Raw genomic sequence first — 17,155 nt, forward strand, 5'->3', positions numbered from 1 at the left:
CCCTTCAAGATTGAATCACCATTCATCAATATGGTAAAGTGCAATTATCATTTAAGAGGAGGATAACCATGCTACCGAATACTCAGCAGCAAATTCAGCTTGCTTCACGTCCGAAAGGGACACCTGTGAAGGATGATTTCCGTTTTGCCGATGTTAAGGTCGAAGAGCCGAAGGAAGGAGAGGTTCTTCTTCAGACGGTCTACCTGTCTGTGGATCCTTATATGCGCGGGCGGATGTCTGACGCAAAATCGTATGTAGAGCCATTTAAGCTCGATGAGGCGCTTCACGGCGGAGGGGTGGCCAAGGTTGTAAAGTCCAAATCGGCTGCATTTAATGAAGGTGATTATATTGTCGGAATGCTGCCTTGGCAGGAATATTCCGTTGCCTCAGAAAAGGCTGTCCGCAAAATTGATCCTCAGGTTGCACCGGTCTCAACTCACCTTGGGATCCTGGGAATGCCAGGTTTGACTGCCTATTTTGGGCTTCTTGATATCGGGCAGCCGAAGGAAAATGAAACCGTCGTTGTTTCAGGTGCGGCAGGAGCAGTAGGATCCGCAGTCGGCCAGATTGCTAAGATCAAGGGTGCCCGGGTAGTCGGGATTGCAGGGTCTGATGAGAAGATTTCTTATCTGAAGGATGAGCTTGGATTCGATGAAGCCATCAATTACAAAACAGCTGGCGATATCCGCGAGGCTTTGGAAAAGGCCTGTCCGGACGGCATTGATGTTTATTTTGAAAATGTCGGCGGGGAAATTGGCGATGCAGCCATCAGCCTTTTGAACAAATTTGGCAGGGTGCCGGTATGCGGAGCTATCTCAGCTTATAACAAGCAGGGTGAAGATACAGGTCCGCGCGTCCAGGGCCAGCTGATCAAAACGAGCGCGCTCATGAAAGGCTTCACAGTCGGGGATTACGCCAGCCGCTACAAAGAAGCAGCTGCCGACCTCGGCAAATGGGTCAGCGAAGGAAAGCTCAAATACGAAGAAACAGTAACGGAAGGATTTGATAATATCCTTGATGCCTTCCTTGGACTATTTGAAGGAAAGAATATGGGCAAGCAGCTGGTGAAGGTTGCAGCTGAATAATATCTATTTTTAGGTGAGTGCCGGTCCTCGGGGACCGGCGCTTTTCCTTAGCATGTTGTAACTTTGGGGTTAAATTTTGCGATTTGTATGGAAAAATTCGAGGTAGAGTTAATCAGCTTTTGGTCTATTCTTTTAAAAGTTTTTCGAAACAGCCTATTAATCACATTTAAATGCTATAAATAATTATGAAACCGCTTCCTATAATTAAGTATAATTAACTAATGGAATATACAATTTTAATTAGAAGGAAGTGCAGGAAAAATGTCTTCAACTCCATCTTTAAATTGGCTATCGGATGTCAGTGTGTTTGCAGTGAACCGCCTCCCCGCACACTCAGACCATAAATACTATAAAACTCTGGAAGAAGCCAGGGCGGGTGCTTCCATGAGCATGCGACACAGCCTGAATGGCAGCTGGAAATTTAATTATTCGGTGAACCCCGATATGAGGCCTGCCGAATTTTACAAGGAAAAATTTTCGTGTGATGGCTGGGATTTCATCAATGTCCCCGGACACATCCAGCTGCAGGGCTACGGCAAACCCCAATATGCGAATACGATGTATCCATGGGACGGCCTTGCTGATATCCGCCCGCCTGAGATTCCGCAGGACGTTAATCCTGTCGGAAGTTATGTAAAAGAATTTACGGTGCCTGAATCTATGGAAGGCAAGCCTCTTTATATTTCATTCCAGGGAGTGGAGTCCGCTTTTTATGTGTGGCTGAACGGAGAATTCGTCGGCTACAGCGAGGACAGCTTTACTCCTGCTGAGTTTGAGCTGACACCATACCTTAAGGATGGTGATAACAAGCTGGCTGTAGAAGTATACCAGCGCAGTACAGGAAGCTGGCTGGAGGATCAGGATTTCTGGCGCTTCTCCGGGATATTCCGGGATGTGTATCTGTATACGGTGCCCGGCACTCACATCAATGACCTTGATGTCAGGACAGAGCTTGATGATCATTTCACCAGCGGTACGCTGAAGGGAAGATTGGAACTGCTGAAGGGCAGTGATGTTCCGTCACGGATTGCAGCAGATTTATATGACGACCTTGGGAACCGTGTTTCCTCAGGAGAGGCAGTTGAAAGCGGCGGGAGCTGGGAATTCACTCTCGGGCTCGACTCTCCTGCATTATGGAGTGCAGAGCAGCCTAACCTGTATAAGCTTTATCTTACGGTATATGGAGAAAACGGAAGCATAGAAGAAGTTATACCGGAAAGGGTTGGGTTCAGAAGGTTTGAGATGAAGGATAAAATCATGACCCTGAACGGACAGCGGATTGTCTTTAAGGGCGTCAACCGGCATGAATTCAATTGCCGGACGGGGAGGGCAATCACCAGGGAAGATATGCTCTGGGATATAAAGACACTCAAGCAGCATAACATCAACGCTGTGCGCACCTCTCATTATCCGAACCAGAGCCTGTGGTATGAGCTTTGTGATGAATACGGGATTTACGTGATTGATGAAATGAATCTTGAAACACATGGATCATGGCAGAAGATGGGCAAAGTCGAGCCTTCCTGGAATATACCGGGGAATCTGCCGGAATGGCAGGATATCGTCATGGACCGGGCAATTTCCATGTATGAGCGGGATAAGAACCATCCATCCATCCTGATCTGGTCCTGCGGCAATGAATCATATGCCGGCGATGTGATCCTGAACGTCTCAAAATACTTCAAGGAAAAAGATCCCGGCAGGCTCGTTCATTATGAAGGGGTATTCTATGACCGGAATTACAGCGAAACGAGTGACATGGAAAGCCGGATGTATGCCAAGCCGACCGATATTGAAAAATACTTAACCGAAGATCCCGAAAAGCCATACATCAGCTGTGAATATATGCATGCGATGGGCAACTCGCTTGGAGGCATGTACAAATATACTGATCTGGAAAACAAATACCCGATGTACCAGGGCGGCTTTATTTGGGATTATATTGATCAGTCACTGGTGAAAAAAGACCGTTTCGGCAAAGAATTCCTTGCCTATGGGGGGGACTTTGACGACCGGCCGACCGATTATGGCTTCTGCACGAACGGCATTGTATATGCCAACCGGGAGCTGTCCCCGAAAATGCAGGAAGTGAAATTCCTGTATCAGGACTTCAAGCTGGAAGTAGAATGGGCCGGTGCCAGGATTAAGAATGAAAGCTTGTTTACTAATCTGGAACAGTATGATCTGCAGTATACACTGCAGCATGAGGGAAATGAGATTTTTAAAGGATTTTCGTCCTTGTCTGTAAATCCAGGTGAAGAAGGATATGCAGCCTTCGAATGGCCTGAAGCTATCAGAGAGAAGGCTGGTGAGTACTGCATTACAGCTTCGCTTATCCTTAGAGAGCCGGAGCAATGGGCTGAGCAGGGGCATGAAGCTGCATTCGGCCAATATATTTTCGAGGTGGAAGGTGAGCAAAAAGCTGAAGCAGTGTATGGGAAACTAAGGATTGTAGAAGGAGACGTAAATATCGGTGTCCATGGAAGCGATTTTTCCATCATATTCTCTAAGCAGGCTGGAACACTTGTCTCGCTCAAATATGCCGGAAAAGAAATGATTTCGTATCCGGTCTTCCCGCTGTTCTGGAGAGCAACTACAGACAATGACAGGGGATTTGCACAGGGATTCACATCAGGGGCATGGTATGCGGCGAGCCTGGCAAGGCAGTGTACAGCGGTGGAAGTAAAGGAAGAAGAAGCGGGCTCTGCCGAAATTGCGTTCAGCTATCAATTTTCCATCAGCGAAAAGATGAGCGTAAAGGTTCATTACACAGTACGCGAGAATGGTTCCCTGCATGTAAGATCCGTATACAATGGTGCAGATAACCTACCGCAAATGCCGACATTCGCCCTTTCCTTCAAGGTGCCGGCTGAATATGAAAAGCTTGACTGGTATGCCCTTGGGCCGGAGGAGAATTATGATGACCGCAGCCGTGGGGCCAGGCTTGGAAGATTCCAGAACACAGTGAAAGATAATGTCTCCGGCTATGTGATGCCGCAGGAGTCCGGAAACCGTACCGGCGTCCGCTCAGTGGACATAACCAATCAGAATGGTTCAGGCATCAGGATCTCAGCAGAAGGGGAGCCGGTGGAGTGTACAGTCTCTCCATACACGGCATTCGAATTGGAGCATGCAAACCATCACTATGAACTGCCTGATATCCATTACACAGTGGTGACGGTTGCCGGCCGCCAGATGGGTGTGGGCGGCGATGACAGCTGGGGGGCTCCTGTCCACAGCGAACATACAATCCAGCCGGAGAAAGACATGGTATTCGAGTTTGTCATTGAACGGTTAGATAAAAATAATTAAAGGGGCGGGAGAACCGCCCTTTTTCCTTTGAAGACTATTAAACTGCTGATCCCGCCATCTCTTTGCCTTTAACAAATCTCCCGAATAGAAAGCGGACAAGCGGCCCCATAATGAGAAGCTGCAGGGGCAGGGCGAAGATAAAGTTTTTAAAAGCGATTGATCCATAGTTTTGCACCCATGATTCCCCAGTCAGGTTTCCGGTCATATAGGCTGTGATGAGTCCATATATAGACATAAGGAGCACCATTCCCGCTACCATGCATAATGACATGGAAACAATGTTATAGACCTTATTCGATTTGTCATAAGGCATCATAGAAGCAATCCTTCCGGCAGCAGGTCCCACGATAAATATTTCCAGCACGACCGCCACTGCAAAGCCGGCAATATACTGAAAGAGTAAGGTAAAGAACGGTATTTCACCGATTATTCCATTGATTACGAGATTATAAGTCGTCATTGCGACCACCATTCCCAGGCACATCATCAGCCCGAACTGCAGGCTTTCTTTTTTCGTTGTCGGCACGTTCATCATCCCTTCTCTTGATACCCAGTTATTATAGGAAGAGAAGGAACCCCGTCGTAAGTGAACATTTTGTGAACTTTTTTAAGATTGCATATGCCCCAAGTGCTGAAGCCTCTTTAATCAAACGTTTGATTAAGAAGAAATCTCCTTACTTTTCCTGTGATGACACCTCTTTTGAAAAAGAAAAGGAACCACCACAGCATCAAATATAAATAACCTGCCAGCGAAAATAAGGTCCAGCCGATGCCCTGCTGCAGCTGGCCGATAAAGTATTCCATTTCATTTATTCCGGGTCCTCTTTCAGTGCTGGCAGCCATGCTGGCAATAGGTACACTCAGTACAAAGAAAATCAAAATGACAGATGGAATCTTCAGCTGTTCTTTCATAATACAATAGACAGCGGCAACCATCGAGCTAAACAGAATAGAATAATAAATGGCCCAAAACCAGCCGGGCATAGTCTCCCAATACATAATGATCCTCCTGATTTCAGCCTTATAAAAAGCTCACTGTACCTGCTGCCTATCTATCATTCCTAAAGAAAGCTCTCTCCTGATTAGGGAGATATGCTTTTCCATGGAGAGCCTTGCTTCTTGGACCTGGCCTGAAGCGATGGCCAGAAAGATTTCTTTATGCTCTTCAATGGTATCCTGCCTTCTCGATGGATCGAGGAGCCTTTCCTTCCTAGTAGCACGGATGGTGTCATTCATATGTCCGCTTACCGTTTCAAACAGTTTGGCAAAGATGGAATTGCGGGCGGCATTGACAATGGCGAAATGAAAGTCGACATCCGCCTTAATCCCCAGCTCTGCATCATCCGTGCTCTCCATCAGGAGAAGGGCCTGTCTGATCGGCTCCAAATCCAGAGAGCCTGCCCTCTGTGCTGCAAGCCCGGCACATTCTACTTCCAAGGCGCGCCTGAGCTCGAGCATCTCATAGACAAGCTTGGTTTTTTCATTTTCGATGGTAAAAGAGACGCTCTCCGGCCGGGAATTCGGACGGGCTTTCAGATAGCTCCCGCTGCCCTGCCTGATTTCGAGCACCCCCTGTGCTTCGAGCTGCCTTAAGGCTTCTCTGACAGATGTGCGGCTCGCCTTAAAGCGGGATGCCAGTTCCCTTTCAGTCGGAAGCCTGTCCCCGGGCTGGAAGGCACCGGAAAAAAGTATATTCTGGAGGTGATCTATTATAGTTTCATAGGCCTTTTTTTTCATATTTTTCACTCCCTAAAAATGACAGGTAAAGCGATTTCATCATACAGAAAATCCAGGGAAAGCTCAATACTTTGAAAGAAGTTATTGATTTTTTCAGACAATTTAGTAAAATGGACGAAAAGGTTGGACCAATCTGAATATATAACTAATTGGTATGAACCATTATTCAGCAGGGAGAGAGATGCATGAATACAGTCAGCGCGGAAGCGATAGGAGAACTGCAGAGTATGTTAAGAGAAGGGCAGGTTTCTGTCAATCAAACAGAAAGGGAGCAGCGAAGCCGGGATGAATCCTATCATAAAGAAAGCCTGCCGGATGTCGTCGTCTTTCCGGAATCGACGGAGGATGTCCAAAAAATCATCATAACTGCCAGGCGGCATAAAATGCCGGTTATCCCATTTGGGCGCGGAACCAGCCTGGAAGGACATGTGATCCCCTATAACGGCGGGATAACTGTCGATTTTTCAAAAATGGATAAAGTGCTGGAGGTCAGGGAAAAGGATTTTCTTGTGCGGGTGCAGCCGGGCGTTACCCGGTCCCAGCTTAACAAAGTCCTGAAGAAATATGGTTTGTTTTTCCCGGTTGATCCTGGGGCAGATGCCACTTTAGGCGGGATGGCTGCGACCAATGCAAGCGGGACAACCTCGGTCAGGTATGGAGTGATGCGGGATCAGGTTCGCGATCTTGAAGTGGTGACAGCTGACGGGACCATTATACATACAGGCAATCTGGCGGCCAAATCATCCTCCGGCTATCATTTGAATGGACTGTTTGTCGGATCTGAAGGGACGCTGGGATGCTTTACTGAATTGACCTTGAAGGTGTATGGCATACCGGAAGCCATTCTGGCGGCAAGGGCTTCATTTCCCACCATCACCTCTGCGGTCGAAGCAATCGTCAGCATCCTCCAGGCAGGAATTCCGATAGCCAGGGGAGAGCTAGTTGATGAGGCTTCAATGAAGCAGGTTAATTTATTCAGCGGTACCGGGTATGCTGAAAAGCCGACGCTGTTTCTGGAGTTTCATGGAAACGGGGCCGGGCTGAAGCAGGATGTTGAATTCATGAAGGCGATCGCTGAGGAATGCCAGGCAGAACAAATTGACTTTGAAACTGACAACGCTTCCAGGACGCAGCTCTGGGAGGCGCGCCATAATCTCGCTTATGCTTATATTCACGGGTATCCTGGAAAGAAGATGATGGTAACAGATGTATGCCTGCCTATATCAGAACTGGCCGGAGCTGTGGAACACAGCAAGGTCCACCTCGATGCACTGGGATTGGCCGGGGGCATAGTCGGGCATGTCGGGGACGGGAATTTTCATGTGCTGCTGATGATCAATATGGATGATCCGCTGGAGGTGCAGCAGGCAGAGGAGTTCAATGAACGGATTGTCATGTATGCACTGGAGCGCGGCGGGACCTGTACAGGAGAGCATGGGGTCGGAATCGGCAAGCAGAAGTATCAGGAGAAGGAGCATGGCGCGGCCTATGAGGTGATGAAGAAAATCAAGCGGGCCATTGATCCTGAAGGCCTCCTGAATCCCAATAAACTTGTTTAAAAAGAAAGCGGGGGAAAATTGATGAAGGTTCTTGAAACAATCAGTACAATTGCCGGCAAATATTTTGCCATATGGGTCATCTGCATGGCGATAATTGCTTACCTGCTGCCTGACCCATTCCTTGTGTTCGGCAGCTATATCACCATCCTGCTTGGCGTTGTTATGTTTGGAATGGGGCTGACCTTGAAAGGGACCGACTTTAATCTTATTTTTAAAAATCCGGTGCCTGTTATCATCGGTGTCTGTGCCCAGTTCATCATCATGCCGCTCGGGGCATTTGCAATTGCTTACCTTCTGGATCTGCCTGCAGAGCTTGCAGCCGGCCTGGTCCTGCTTGGGTCTGTACCAGGGGGAACGGCTTCCAATGTGATGGTTTACTTGGCAAAAGGGAATCTGCCTCTTTCCATCGCTATGACTTCGTTTTCAACGCTGCTTGCCCCGCTGGCAACCCCCTTTATCCTGCTGCTGCTGGCAGGCCAGTGGATGCCGGTGGATGCGAAAGCCATGATCCTATCAATTGTTCAGGTCATCATTGTACCGATCGTTCTAGGCCTGCTTATCCGCCGTTTTATGCCGCAGGCTGTAGAAAAAGGCATCACGATCATTCCGCTTATTTCCGTACTTGCCATCATTATTATTGTCGCAGCTGTGGTAGCAGGAAATGTAGCCAACATTGCATCGGCAGGGCTGCTGACCTTTGCAGCTGTAGCGCTTCACAATGGATTGGGGCTTTTATTGGGCTATTTGGCCGCGTCAGCCTTAAGGCTGGATGAAAGCACAAGGAGAGCCATCAGCATTGAGGTCGGCATGCAGAACTCAGGTCTTGGTGTGGCGCTTGCCACGGCCCATTTTGGCCCTCTCGCAGCACTGCCGAGTGTAGCTGGTGCTGTATGGCATAATATATCCGGCCCGATTTTGGCTACCTATTGGTCGAAGAAGCCTGTTTCCGAAAGAGCGGAAGAAGATTACCCCATTAGTGAAGGAAATGCGAAAACAAATGTATAGCAGAATTTGAGATTTAGGAGAAGCACTGCAGCAGCAGTGCTTTTCGTTTTCAGGAAAGAAAGCAGAAGCAAAAAAATGCCGGCCCGCTAAATCCGCCGGGGGAAGGCGGCCTTTAACGGGCCAGCATTTGTGTTATTAGCTGTTCAAACGTCTGATTCTCTCATCCAGATCAGGGTGGGTTGAGAATAGGGAACGCTTGCCTTTGTTATTAATTTTCAAGGTTGATATCGCTGTCTGCTCTTCGCCTTTCATACGGGCAGAGTAGGCTTTCAGCATTTGGAGGGCATGGGTCATTTTATCCCTGCCGGCAAGATCTGCGCCTCCCCGGTCTGCGTGGTATTCACGATGCCTTGAGTAGGCGAACACGACCAGGCTTCCAAGGATCGAGAATGCGATCTGGAAGATAATCACTGCGATGAAGTGGACAATCGGAGCCATCTCTTCCCTTACAAAACGTGATGCCACCCAGGCAGCAATACGGGCCAGGAAGACGACGAATGTGTTGACTACACCCTGCAGGAGGGTCATGGTCACCATATCGCCATTGGCAATATGGGCAACTTCATGGGCAATAACGCCTTCAATGGCATCATCATCCATTTCCTGAAGCAGGCCAGTCGATACTGCAACCAATGAACGCTTTTTGGAAGGCCCGGTCGCAAATGCGTTAACCTCAGGGGAATGATAGATTCCGACCTCCGGCATATGTGTGAGTCCTGCTGCCCTTGAGAGGCGGTGGACTTTTTCAACAATCTGTCTTTCAGAAGGAGATAAAGACCCTTCAGGCTTCAGCACCTGGACATTCATCATCCGCTTTGCCATCCAGCGCGACATTGCCAGGGAGATGAAAGATCCGGAGAAACCAATGACAGCACTGAATATCAGCAGGGAAGCGAAATCAATCCCGCCCTGTGCATTCATGTAATTTCCGCCGCCGATCAGTGAAAAAATAATCGAGATGGTCAACAGAACCAGCACATTGGTCAATAAAAAGTAAAATATCCTTTTACCCAATTCTTCTCATCCTTTTTATATAAAATTTTAAGGTCATTTGAACTTGTAACTTGACCTTATTTTATATGATTATGCACAAATAAGCAAGTATAAAACATTCTCCTCAAACACTCCGTGCCTGACACCGGAAAAAGACAAATACGCCATTTTTATCCACGGATGGTGCCAGGCACGCGGAAGCACCGTTGACGGTGTCAGGGGAAAGATTTAGGATAGGGTTACAAAGTATCGGTCGGGAGATGAATGAGTATGGAGTTGTTTCAGTTGTCGAGGGCCAGGATGGCGGAGCTTTTATTTGCCCTCAGGGGGGAAGGGGAGAAGAACCCGAAGGCTGTGCTGCAAGAAGCATGGAAATCGGGCCATCTGACCAATATATATGGAAAGAAGCTTGAGATATTTATAGAGACGGATATGCCTGCTGTATTTGAAAAAATTATGAGGCAGACTCCCCCGGTTCCGGGCTTCAGCGTCAATGAAATTGTCTCGCTCGGAAATCAGATCGAGTATACGAATCTTTCCTCCACAGCAGTCCAGAACTGGGTGAAAAGAGAAATGCGCGAGCTGGTTGGGACGCCGCAGGCCGGGAAGAAGTATACCATTGACCAGGCGGCCATTCTTTTTATTGTGGAGGATCTGAAGTCGGCTTTGGATTTTGGCTCTATCCGTAAGATACTGACACTTCTTTTTAATAATCCGGAAGATAGGACAGACGATGTGATTGATCCGATCATCTTCTACGCTGGATATGCCGGCATTTTTGAAAAGGTGCATCCGCAGAAGCTGGCTGAAGGCACCGCGCAATTTCAGGTAGAACAGGAGATCCGGAGAGAATCGGCTTCAATAGTGGAAGGATACACGAATTTGACCAGACCTCAAAAAGAGATTGTATCCAATGTGCTGACAACCGCCGCCCTCACTGTGCTGTCAGCCTACTATAAGACACTGACAAGGAAATATGTGAGTGCGACCCTGTTTCTTAACGGAGAATAGGGTACCGCAGTGTACTTCTGTAAGAGTTTGTCGAACGGGCGGCATTGATGTTTGGAAGGATAAAAATTAAAATTGAATAGATATCTTATCTATCCTATTTCAGTTTTAATGGAGGTTTAACGTGGCAGAACAAAAGAATGTAAATCTTGTAGTGGCAGGGCTTCTGCTGGGCATCCTGATGGCAGCGATGGACAACACGATTGTTGCCACAGCGATGGGGACCATTGTGGCAGACCTGGGCGGATTCGAACAGTTTGTCTGGGTTACTTCAGCCTATATGGTCACCGTCATGGCGGGCATGCCGATTTTTGGGAAGCTTTCCGATATGTACGGCCGCAAGCGCTTTTTTATTTTTGGACTGGCTGTATTCCTGATCGGCTCTGCCCTTTGCGGACTTGCCCAGTCGATGGTCCAGCTCAGCGTTTACCGGGCTATCCAGGGGGTTGGCGGAGGAGCCCTCATGCCGATAGCCTTTACAATTGTATTTGATATTTTTCCGCCTGAAAAACGGGGGAAAATGACCGGCCTTCTCGGGGCTGTGTTCGGGACAGCCAGTGTCCTGGGCCCGCTGCTCGGAGCATTCATTACCGACTGGATCAGCTGGCATTGGGTTTTCTACATAAATGTACCGATCGGCATCGTTTCCGTCTTCCTGATCATCAAGTACTATCATGAATCCAATGACTATCAAAGGCAGAAGATTGACTGGGCCGGTGCTTTCACCCTGGTGGCTGCAGTTGTCAGCCTTATGTTCGGCCTTGAGCTCGGCGGAAAGGAATTCGCCTGGGACTCTTTCCAGATTATCGGACTGTTCGCCGGCTTTGTCTTCTTTTTCGTTGCATTCCTGTGGGTGGAAACGCGGGCGGATGAACCGATCATTTCCTTTTGGATGTTCAAGCGCCGCCTTTTTGCAACTTCCCAGATCCTTGCATTCCTTTACGGCGGCACCTTTGTCGTCCTGGCTGTGTACATCCCGATTTTTGTCCAGGCCGTATACGGCGGATCAGCCAAAAATGCGGGACTGATCCTGACGCCGATGATGCTTGGTTCTGTAGCAGGAAGCGCCATCGGGGGGATCTTCCAGACAAAAACCAGCTATCGGAATCTGATGGTCATCTCGGTCATTTCCTTTTTTACCGGCATGCTTCTCCTTGGCAATATGACACCGGATACAGCCAGATGGGCTTTGACTCTGTTTATGATCCTCACCGGCTTTGGAGTAGGGTTTTCATTTTCGCTGCTTCCGACAGCATCCATCCACAATCTGGATCCGAGATACCGCGGTTCAGCCAACTCAACGAACTCATTCTTGCGTTCGCTTGGCATGACGCTTGGCATTACCATCTTCGGAATCGTCCAGCAGAATGTATTTGCTGACAAACTGCAGAATGCTTTTAAAGGCATGCAGGGCGGCGGGGCCATGCCGATGGGCGACCCGCAGCAGCTGTTTGAACCGGCGGAGCGGGCGAAAATCCCGGCTCCGGTTCTTGATAAAATCATTGCAGGGATGTCAGACAGCATCACCATCATATTTATGCTGGCCCTCATCCCGATCGGCATTGCGGCAGTGACCATTCTCTTTATGGGGAAAGAACGCGTAGAAATCAACAAAAAAATAGAGAAGCCGCAGGAGTAGCGGCAGGTGGCCGGCAGGGGGGAATCCTGCCGGTTGTTTTTTTGCAAAAAAAGAAATAAAGTTCAAAACTAATTGCCGCCTTGTTACGAATACATAGATATAAGCTTATGAATCAACAGAATTCTGAAAGGAATAGAGTGGTGGGAAATGCATCGGGACTTGAAGCTCATACAAAAGATAATTAAGAAGGGAAGCGAAGAGGCTGCAAATGAGCTTGTTTCCCGTTACTACCGCGAGATCTATCATTATGTCTACAAACAGACTCTTGATCAGGAGCAATCGAAGGATTTGACCCAGGAAATTTTCATTAATATGCTGCATGGACTTCATCAGTTTGAAGGAAAGAGGGCCCTTTTCCGCACGTGGCTGTATAAAATAGCAACCTATAAAATTGTCGATTATTACAGGTCAAAGCATTACAAAGCAAGCAGGAGGATGGCGGATATTGAAGATCTTGAAATTGGCAGCCATGAAGATTCTTCCGAGTCTATCCTGCAAAAAGAAGAGATAGAAGCAGTTTTGGCCGTGCTGGGTCGAATGGAAGCTTCGTATCAGCAGATATTCCGGATGAAGCTATTTGGCGAGCAAACCTTTCAGGAAATTGCCTCTTCACTTCAGGTTCCAGAATCAACTGTAAAAACAAAGTATTATCGCAGCCTCAAATTTATCAGAGAGGAAGCTAAAAAGGAGGGATTTACGCATGCAGAAAGATAAAGAATGGCAAATTCACGAGCTAAAGATTTCAGAAGAGGAAATAACGTCGATTGTCCAAAAGGGCAATGTCAGGAAAGAGTCATTCATTACTTTGATAAAGGGAATGTACAGGAGAATCGGCTTCAGGTTTCTTATGAAGGATTGGCTTGAAATGCTCCTGGCCGCCGGCATGCTGGCAATGCTAATGATTGGAATCACAGCCACAGCCAGTGAAGGAGAGGCGGCTGGCGGGGGAACAAGCTTGTACAGCTTGATCATGATTGTTTCCCCGCTTCTCTATGCCTTCCTCGCCTTCCTGCCGTACTTAAAAAGCAGGGCCAGCGGGACGTACGAGCTGGAAATGGTCTGCAAATATAATCTTCACCAGCTGGCAGCTTTCCGGATGCTGATATTCAGCGTCTTCTGTTTTCTTCTTAATAGCATTTGGGTGCTGGCTCTTGCTGCACGGTTTGCTGCTGTGGAATTTGTACAGGGCTTATTGATATCAACGGCTTCCCTGCTGATTTTTTCTGTGCTGTTCTTATATGTATTAAGCTTCTTTAAAACGAATATGGCGCGGGCGGCAGCTCTGGTTATTTGGATAGCCGGCAATATTATTCTTGTCATACTGAATAATTCCATATATATGGGCTTGCTCATATCTGTTCCCAGGTACTTATATGGGGCAGTCATCGCTCTGTTTTTCTATTTATATATGAAAAAATTGAAGGAACTGCTTATTCGTAACAAAAGAAGAGGGGGTTACACACTATGCTGACAGTGAATAGCGTAAGCAAACATTTTGGCAGCCATGCAGTATTGGAAGATGTGCAGCTGGAATTCTCAAACGGGGTATATGGTTTGCTTGCCCCGAATGGTGCAGGGAAAACGACCCTTATCAAGATGCTGACTACTCTGCTGCATCCAGGAAAAGGTGAAATCCTGTACAGCGGGCAGAATATCTTGAGCATGGGCGAGACATACCGTGAGTTAATTGGCTATCTGCCCCAGGATTTTGGCTATTACAAAAATTATACTCCCTATCAGTATCTCCAATATCTTGCTGCTTTGAAGGGCATATCAAAGAAGGAGGCGGATGAAAAAATTCCGCATCTCATGAAGCTTGTCGCGCTTGAGGGTGCGGTTAAAAAGAAAATGGGGAAGTTTTCAGGAGGGATGATTCAGCGGGTGGGGATTGCCCAGGCGATGTTGAATGATCCGAAGATCCTGATTCTCGATGAACCGACAGCAGGCCTTGACCCAAAAGAACGGGTCAGATTCAGGAACCTCCTGTCTGATTTGGCAAGAGACCGGATTGTCATCCTATCCACTCATATCGTTTCAGATGTTGAGTCGATCGCCAATGAAATTATTATGATAAAGGATGCGAAGGTCCTTTATAAGGATTCAATCGCTAATATCTGCCGATGGCTGGACGGGAAAGTATTTGAAACAGAAATCGAATTCAGTGAAGCAGCCGATTTTAGAAGAAACTTTTTGTCTCTGTCTGAACGGCAGGAACAGGGCCGGATGAATATCCGTTTTATGGCAGAGGAAAGACAGTCAGCTCACTGGAAACAGGTTCAGCCTGTTCTGGAGGATATTTTTCTCTATGAGTATAGAGATGAAGCAGGCATTACGGCTCAATGAGAGTTCTGCGCTGGGAAATCCGCAAAGCCTTTTTATCGCCTTCGGTCCTTGGTCTTGTTTTTCTGTTCATGGCCTTTAATTTGTATCTTGTGCTCAACAATTCGGTCATAAAAGAAGATTTGAAAAAAACATCAGCATTCGCGGCGGCCTACGGGACAGATATTACTGGCGAGAGCCTGGATGCAATGAAGGATGATTATGACTCCCTGATGAAGCAAGTGAATCTTGCGATAGAAGAGAAAGAATCAAAGACCTACAAGGATATGAATTCTTTTTTCACGGATCATGCCTTCGATCCATTAGAAAACTATACAAAAGAAGAAAGGGAGCTATTTAATGACGCAGGGCTGCTGGAATACTATTATTCAAGCAGTTTATATGCTGATGAAGAATACCGGAAGATAGATCCGGTGGGCATTGCTGAGTACAATATTCAGAAGTATGGATTGACAGGTTCGGCAGCAGAGCTGGTAAGGAGCCAGTATGGAAAATTTGAGGAGCGGTTCAAGGAAGTCCTGGAAAATGGAGAGCATATGCATCTGTTCCATTCACAGGAGGCCTTCGGTACACACTTGCTTCTGTTTAAAACCATGTTTAAAGCTTTCCTGCTCGAAGGAGTGATTCTTGCGGCACTGATTACAGGCCATGTCATTAATTTTGAATTTGACCGGGGAACGCATCTGCTTGCCTACAGCTCCAAGAGGGGGAGGAGGCTTTGGCAGGATAAATTCTGGGCAGCCCTGACGTCCAATCTGGTACTGTTCACAGTCCTGCTGGCAGCCGGGCTCGCTGTCTATTTTGCAGTATTTCCCTACAGCCAGTTTTGGCAAGTTCCAATGTCAAGCTATTTTAATAAAGGGGAGCATTGGTTCATGACAGTGAGGGAGATGACGTTTTCACAGTATCTTGCTGCAGTTATCGGCCTTTCCTATGTCATGATAATCATCTTCACCCTTATGGCTGCCTTAATTTCAAGATGGATACGAAACAGCTATCTTGTTTTTTTTGCCTTTCTCTTGTTATTCGGCATGATTTTTGCTGTTCAGAAGCTCTTTCCAACCAGTCATGCCAGTTACTTTATAGGCCTTTTCACACCTGTGAATCTGGTGCTGAATCCTTTTGTCTGGTTTATGCACCGCGCCATGCACGTCATTTCAGGATTTGAGCTGGCGGTTTCAGTTGTCTGGCTGATTTTCCTCGCAGCAGCTGTAATGCTGTCCTGCAAGAGCTTTAATAGATGCGACTTAACATGAAGGGGATGAACCGGGATTTGAGAATTATCTGGCAGGAAATGAAAAAGATCTTCCGACCAATCATGCTAATCATGCTTGTCTTAATTAATTTGCTGATGTACTACATTTTTATAGACTTCGATATTTCTTATTTTGCAAATGGCCGTCCAGCCAAAGATTATTATGAAATCAGCAGTGAGATGATAGAAGATTACGGAAGAAAGCTGGATGAAAAAGAGTACGATGATTTCAAGCGGGCATACCAGGAGGCATTGGACCGTGCAGACGCCTATATTCAGAAGCTTGACGAAGCGCAGCAAACTGATGTTGCTTCGTACGCAGAATTAGTAGAATTAAATAATAAGAATGATTTAAGCAGCCCTGAAAGACAATTGTACGACAAGCTTTTCTCTGAGAAGGAGATAGGCTGGGAAATTCAGACGCGGGAAGGCATCATGGAAGATATGGATTCTGCCGGCACAGACTTTGGTTACGGCTATATTTCAGGTAAGCCGTCTGAAAGGCAGGAAGCAAGGATCAATGATCTGCTAGAGGATGAATCCTTCCGTTCCATTTTCCCGGCATATCCTGTAGGTGATAATTTTCACAGCATCAGCCAAAATATCTGCCTAACAATCCTGGTGAGCATTCTTTTTATGATTCTCCCTATTACGATCAGAGATTATAAGAACCGTATGATTGATCTGCAGTATACCTCCAGGGCTGGGAGAAAATTGTTTATAAAGAAGGCAGCGGCAGGCGTCCTGTCAGCATTCATCATTGCAACAGTCCTTCTTTGTGTCTATTACGGGTTATATTTTACCAATAATATTACAATCTTTTTGAACAGTGATATCAACAGCTTTCTTGGGTATCCATACTGGTACAACCTTACTTTCTGGCAGCTTATGCTGATTGTCATCGGGCTAACCTATATCCTGGCTTTGTCCACCGCTCTTTGTGCCATATTCATTTCAAGCATCAGCAAAAATTATATCAGTGTCATCGGCCTCCAGTTCCCGATTTTTGCATGTGTCTGCTTGCTGCTTACGCAAAGGATGCTCCTCGGAAACGCATTGGCAATTGATCATCCGCAGCCTCAATTCTTCTTTACTTATGGAGTGATCATCCTATTGCCCGCAGTAGCTATTCTCTGGAAAAAGCAGCGGGAGCAGCAGCGAGATATCTTATAGTGGCCTGATATAGAAGATTTGAAGTAAATCTAAAGTCGGTTAAGCCCGG

The 17,155-nt window shown here is 47.0% G+C and carries 15 protein-coding genes; 11 read left to right on the forward strand and 4 right to left on the reverse strand.

Annotated features, from left to right (window positions below; genetic code table 11):
* Positions 1–68 precede the first annotated feature (68 nt).
* Positions 69–1,085: an NADP-dependent oxidoreductase gene (locus tag RBB45_RS09060; protein ID WP_306009488.1), complete on the forward strand. Its 1,017-nt coding sequence runs from the start codon at positions 69–71 to the stop codon at positions 1,083–1,085.
* Positions 1,086–1,346: 261 nt separating this feature from the next.
* Positions 1,347–4,397: a beta-galactosidase, LacZ type gene (gene lacZ, locus RBB45_RS09065; RefSeq protein WP_306009489.1), complete on the forward strand. Its 3,051-nt coding sequence runs from the start codon at positions 1,347–1,349 to the stop codon at positions 4,395–4,397.
* Between the two features lie 37 nt (positions 4,398–4,434).
* Here the strand turns inward: lacZ and RBB45_RS09070 are convergent, their stop codons facing one another.
* From RBB45_RS09070 to RBB45_RS09080, 3 genes are all read right to left on the reverse strand, one after another.
* On the reverse strand, positions 4,435–4,923 hold the full coding sequence (locus tag RBB45_RS09070; protein WP_306009490.1) for a DUF2798 domain-containing protein: 489 nt from the start codon (positions 4,921–4,923) through the stop codon (positions 4,435–4,437).
* A 116-nt stretch (positions 4,924–5,039) separates the two neighbouring features.
* A complete protein-coding gene (locus RBB45_RS09075) occupies positions 5,040–5,396 on the reverse strand; it encodes a hypothetical protein (protein WP_101552029.1) in 357 nt (118 codons plus the stop codon).
* 33 nt (positions 5,397–5,429) lie between these two features.
* Positions 5,430–6,134, reverse strand: a complete 705-nt coding sequence (locus tag RBB45_RS09080) for a FadR/GntR family transcriptional regulator (RefSeq protein WP_165352694.1) — start codon at positions 6,132–6,134, stop codon at positions 5,430–5,432.
* Positions 6,135–6,319: 185 nt separating this feature from the next.
* Between RBB45_RS09080 and RBB45_RS09085 the strand changes: the two genes are divergently transcribed.
* Both RBB45_RS09085 and RBB45_RS09090 read left to right on the forward strand, forming a co-directional pair.
* Positions 6,320–7,693 (forward strand): FAD-binding oxidoreductase, encoded by a 1,374-nt coding sequence (locus tag RBB45_RS09085; protein WP_094768016.1) that lies wholly within the window; start codon positions 6,320–6,322, stop codon positions 7,691–7,693.
* 21 nt (positions 7,694–7,714) lie between these two features.
* Positions 7,715–8,698, forward strand: a complete 984-nt coding sequence (locus RBB45_RS09090; RefSeq protein ID WP_094768017.1) for a bile acid:sodium symporter family protein — start codon at positions 7,715–7,717, stop codon at positions 8,696–8,698.
* 135 nt (positions 8,699–8,833) lie between these two features.
* Here the strand turns inward: RBB45_RS09090 and htpX are convergent, their stop codons facing one another.
* A complete protein-coding gene (gene htpX / locus RBB45_RS09095; protein WP_101552025.1) occupies positions 8,834–9,712 on the reverse strand; it encodes a protease HtpX in 879 nt (292 codons plus the stop codon).
* A gap of 249 nt (positions 9,713–9,961) precedes the next feature.
* Here htpX and RBB45_RS09100 point away from each other — a divergent pair, with 249 nt between their 5' ends.
* The 7 genes from RBB45_RS09100 to RBB45_RS09130 all read left to right on the forward strand — a co-directional run bounded on the left by RBB45_RS09100 (position 9,962) and on the right by RBB45_RS09130 (position 17,106).
* Positions 9,962–10,702 carry a DUF1836 domain-containing protein gene (locus RBB45_RS09100; protein WP_094768019.1) on the forward strand — a complete coding sequence of 247 codons (741 nt, stop codon included), beginning with the start codon at positions 9,962–9,964 and terminating at the stop codon, positions 10,700–10,702.
* 121 nt (positions 10,703–10,823) lie between these two features.
* Positions 10,824–12,338 carry an MDR family MFS transporter gene (locus tag RBB45_RS09105; protein WP_129613878.1) on the forward strand — a complete coding sequence of 505 codons (1,515 nt, stop codon included), beginning with the start codon at positions 10,824–10,826 and terminating at the stop codon, positions 12,336–12,338.
* A 147-nt stretch (positions 12,339–12,485) separates the two neighbouring features.
* The gene (locus tag RBB45_RS09110) at positions 12,486–13,052 is read left to right on the forward strand and encodes an RNA polymerase sigma factor (protein WP_148950626.1); all 567 of its coding nucleotides are present in this window, start codon (positions 12,486–12,488) and stop codon (positions 13,050–13,052) included.
* Positions 13,039–13,809: a hypothetical protein gene (locus tag RBB45_RS09115; protein WP_129613880.1), complete on the forward strand. Its 771-nt coding sequence runs from the start codon at positions 13,039–13,041 to the stop codon at positions 13,807–13,809. The genes RBB45_RS09110 and RBB45_RS09115 overlap by 14 nt, the downstream gene beginning before the upstream one ends.
* Complete coding sequence (locus tag RBB45_RS09120) at positions 13,803–14,681, forward strand: ABC transporter ATP-binding protein (RefSeq protein WP_129613881.1); 879 nt, start codon at positions 13,803–13,805, stop codon at positions 14,679–14,681. Before RBB45_RS09115 ends, RBB45_RS09120 begins: the two co-directional genes overlap by 7 nt.
* Positions 14,678–15,934, forward strand: a complete 1,257-nt coding sequence (locus tag RBB45_RS09125; RefSeq protein WP_165352695.1) for a hypothetical protein — start codon at positions 14,678–14,680, stop codon at positions 15,932–15,934. Before RBB45_RS09120 ends, RBB45_RS09125 begins: the two co-directional genes overlap by 4 nt.
* A complete protein-coding gene (locus RBB45_RS09130; RefSeq protein ID WP_306009491.1) occupies positions 15,919–17,106 on the forward strand; it encodes a hypothetical protein in 1,188 nt (395 codons plus the stop codon). The genes RBB45_RS09125 and RBB45_RS09130 overlap by 16 nt, the downstream gene beginning before the upstream one ends.
* Positions 17,107–17,155: the final 49 nt, after the last annotated feature.

Origin of the sequence: Bacillus sp. MMSF_3328, assembly GCF_030733525.1 — a bacterium.
Classification (GTDB): Bacteria; Bacillota; Bacilli; order Bacillales; family Cytobacillaceae; genus Bacillus_AB; species Bacillus_AB infantis.

Coding starts and splice junctions, on each gene's coding strand:
- RBB45_RS09060 (WP_306009488.1), top strand. CDS start 69: ATGCTACCGAATACTCAGCAGCAAATTCAGCTTGCTTCACGTCCGAAA.
- lacZ (WP_306009489.1), top strand. CDS start 1,347: ATGTCTTCAACTCCATCTTTAAATTGGCTATCGGATGTCAGTGTGTTT.
- RBB45_RS09075 (WP_101552029.1), bottom strand. CDS start 5,396: ATGTATTGGGAGACTATGCCCGGCTGGTTTTGGGCCATTTATTATTCT.
- RBB45_RS09080 (WP_165352694.1), bottom strand. CDS start 6,134: ATGAAAAAAAAGGCCTATGAAACTATAATAGATCACCTCCAGAATATA.
- RBB45_RS09085 (WP_094768016.1), top strand. CDS start 6,320: ATGAATACAGTCAGCGCGGAAGCGATAGGAGAACTGCAGAGTATGTTA.
- RBB45_RS09090 (WP_094768017.1), top strand. CDS start 7,715: ATGAAGGTTCTTGAAACAATCAGTACAATTGCCGGCAAATATTTTGCC.
- RBB45_RS09100 (WP_094768019.1), top strand. CDS start 9,962: ATGGAGTTGTTTCAGTTGTCGAGGGCCAGGATGGCGGAGCTTTTATTT.
- RBB45_RS09110 (WP_148950626.1), top strand. CDS start 12,486: ATGCATCGGGACTTGAAGCTCATACAAAAGATAATTAAGAAGGGAAGC.
- RBB45_RS09115 (WP_129613880.1), top strand. CDS start 13,039: ATGCAGAAAGATAAAGAATGGCAAATTCACGAGCTAAAGATTTCAGAA.
- RBB45_RS09120 (WP_129613881.1), top strand. CDS start 13,803: ATGCTGACAGTGAATAGCGTAAGCAAACATTTTGGCAGCCATGCAGTA.
- RBB45_RS09125 (WP_165352695.1), top strand. CDS start 14,678: ATGAGAGTTCTGCGCTGGGAAATCCGCAAAGCCTTTTTATCGCCTTCG.
- RBB45_RS09130 (WP_306009491.1), top strand. CDS start 15,919: ATGCGACTTAACATGAAGGGGATGAACCGGGATTTGAGAATTATCTGG.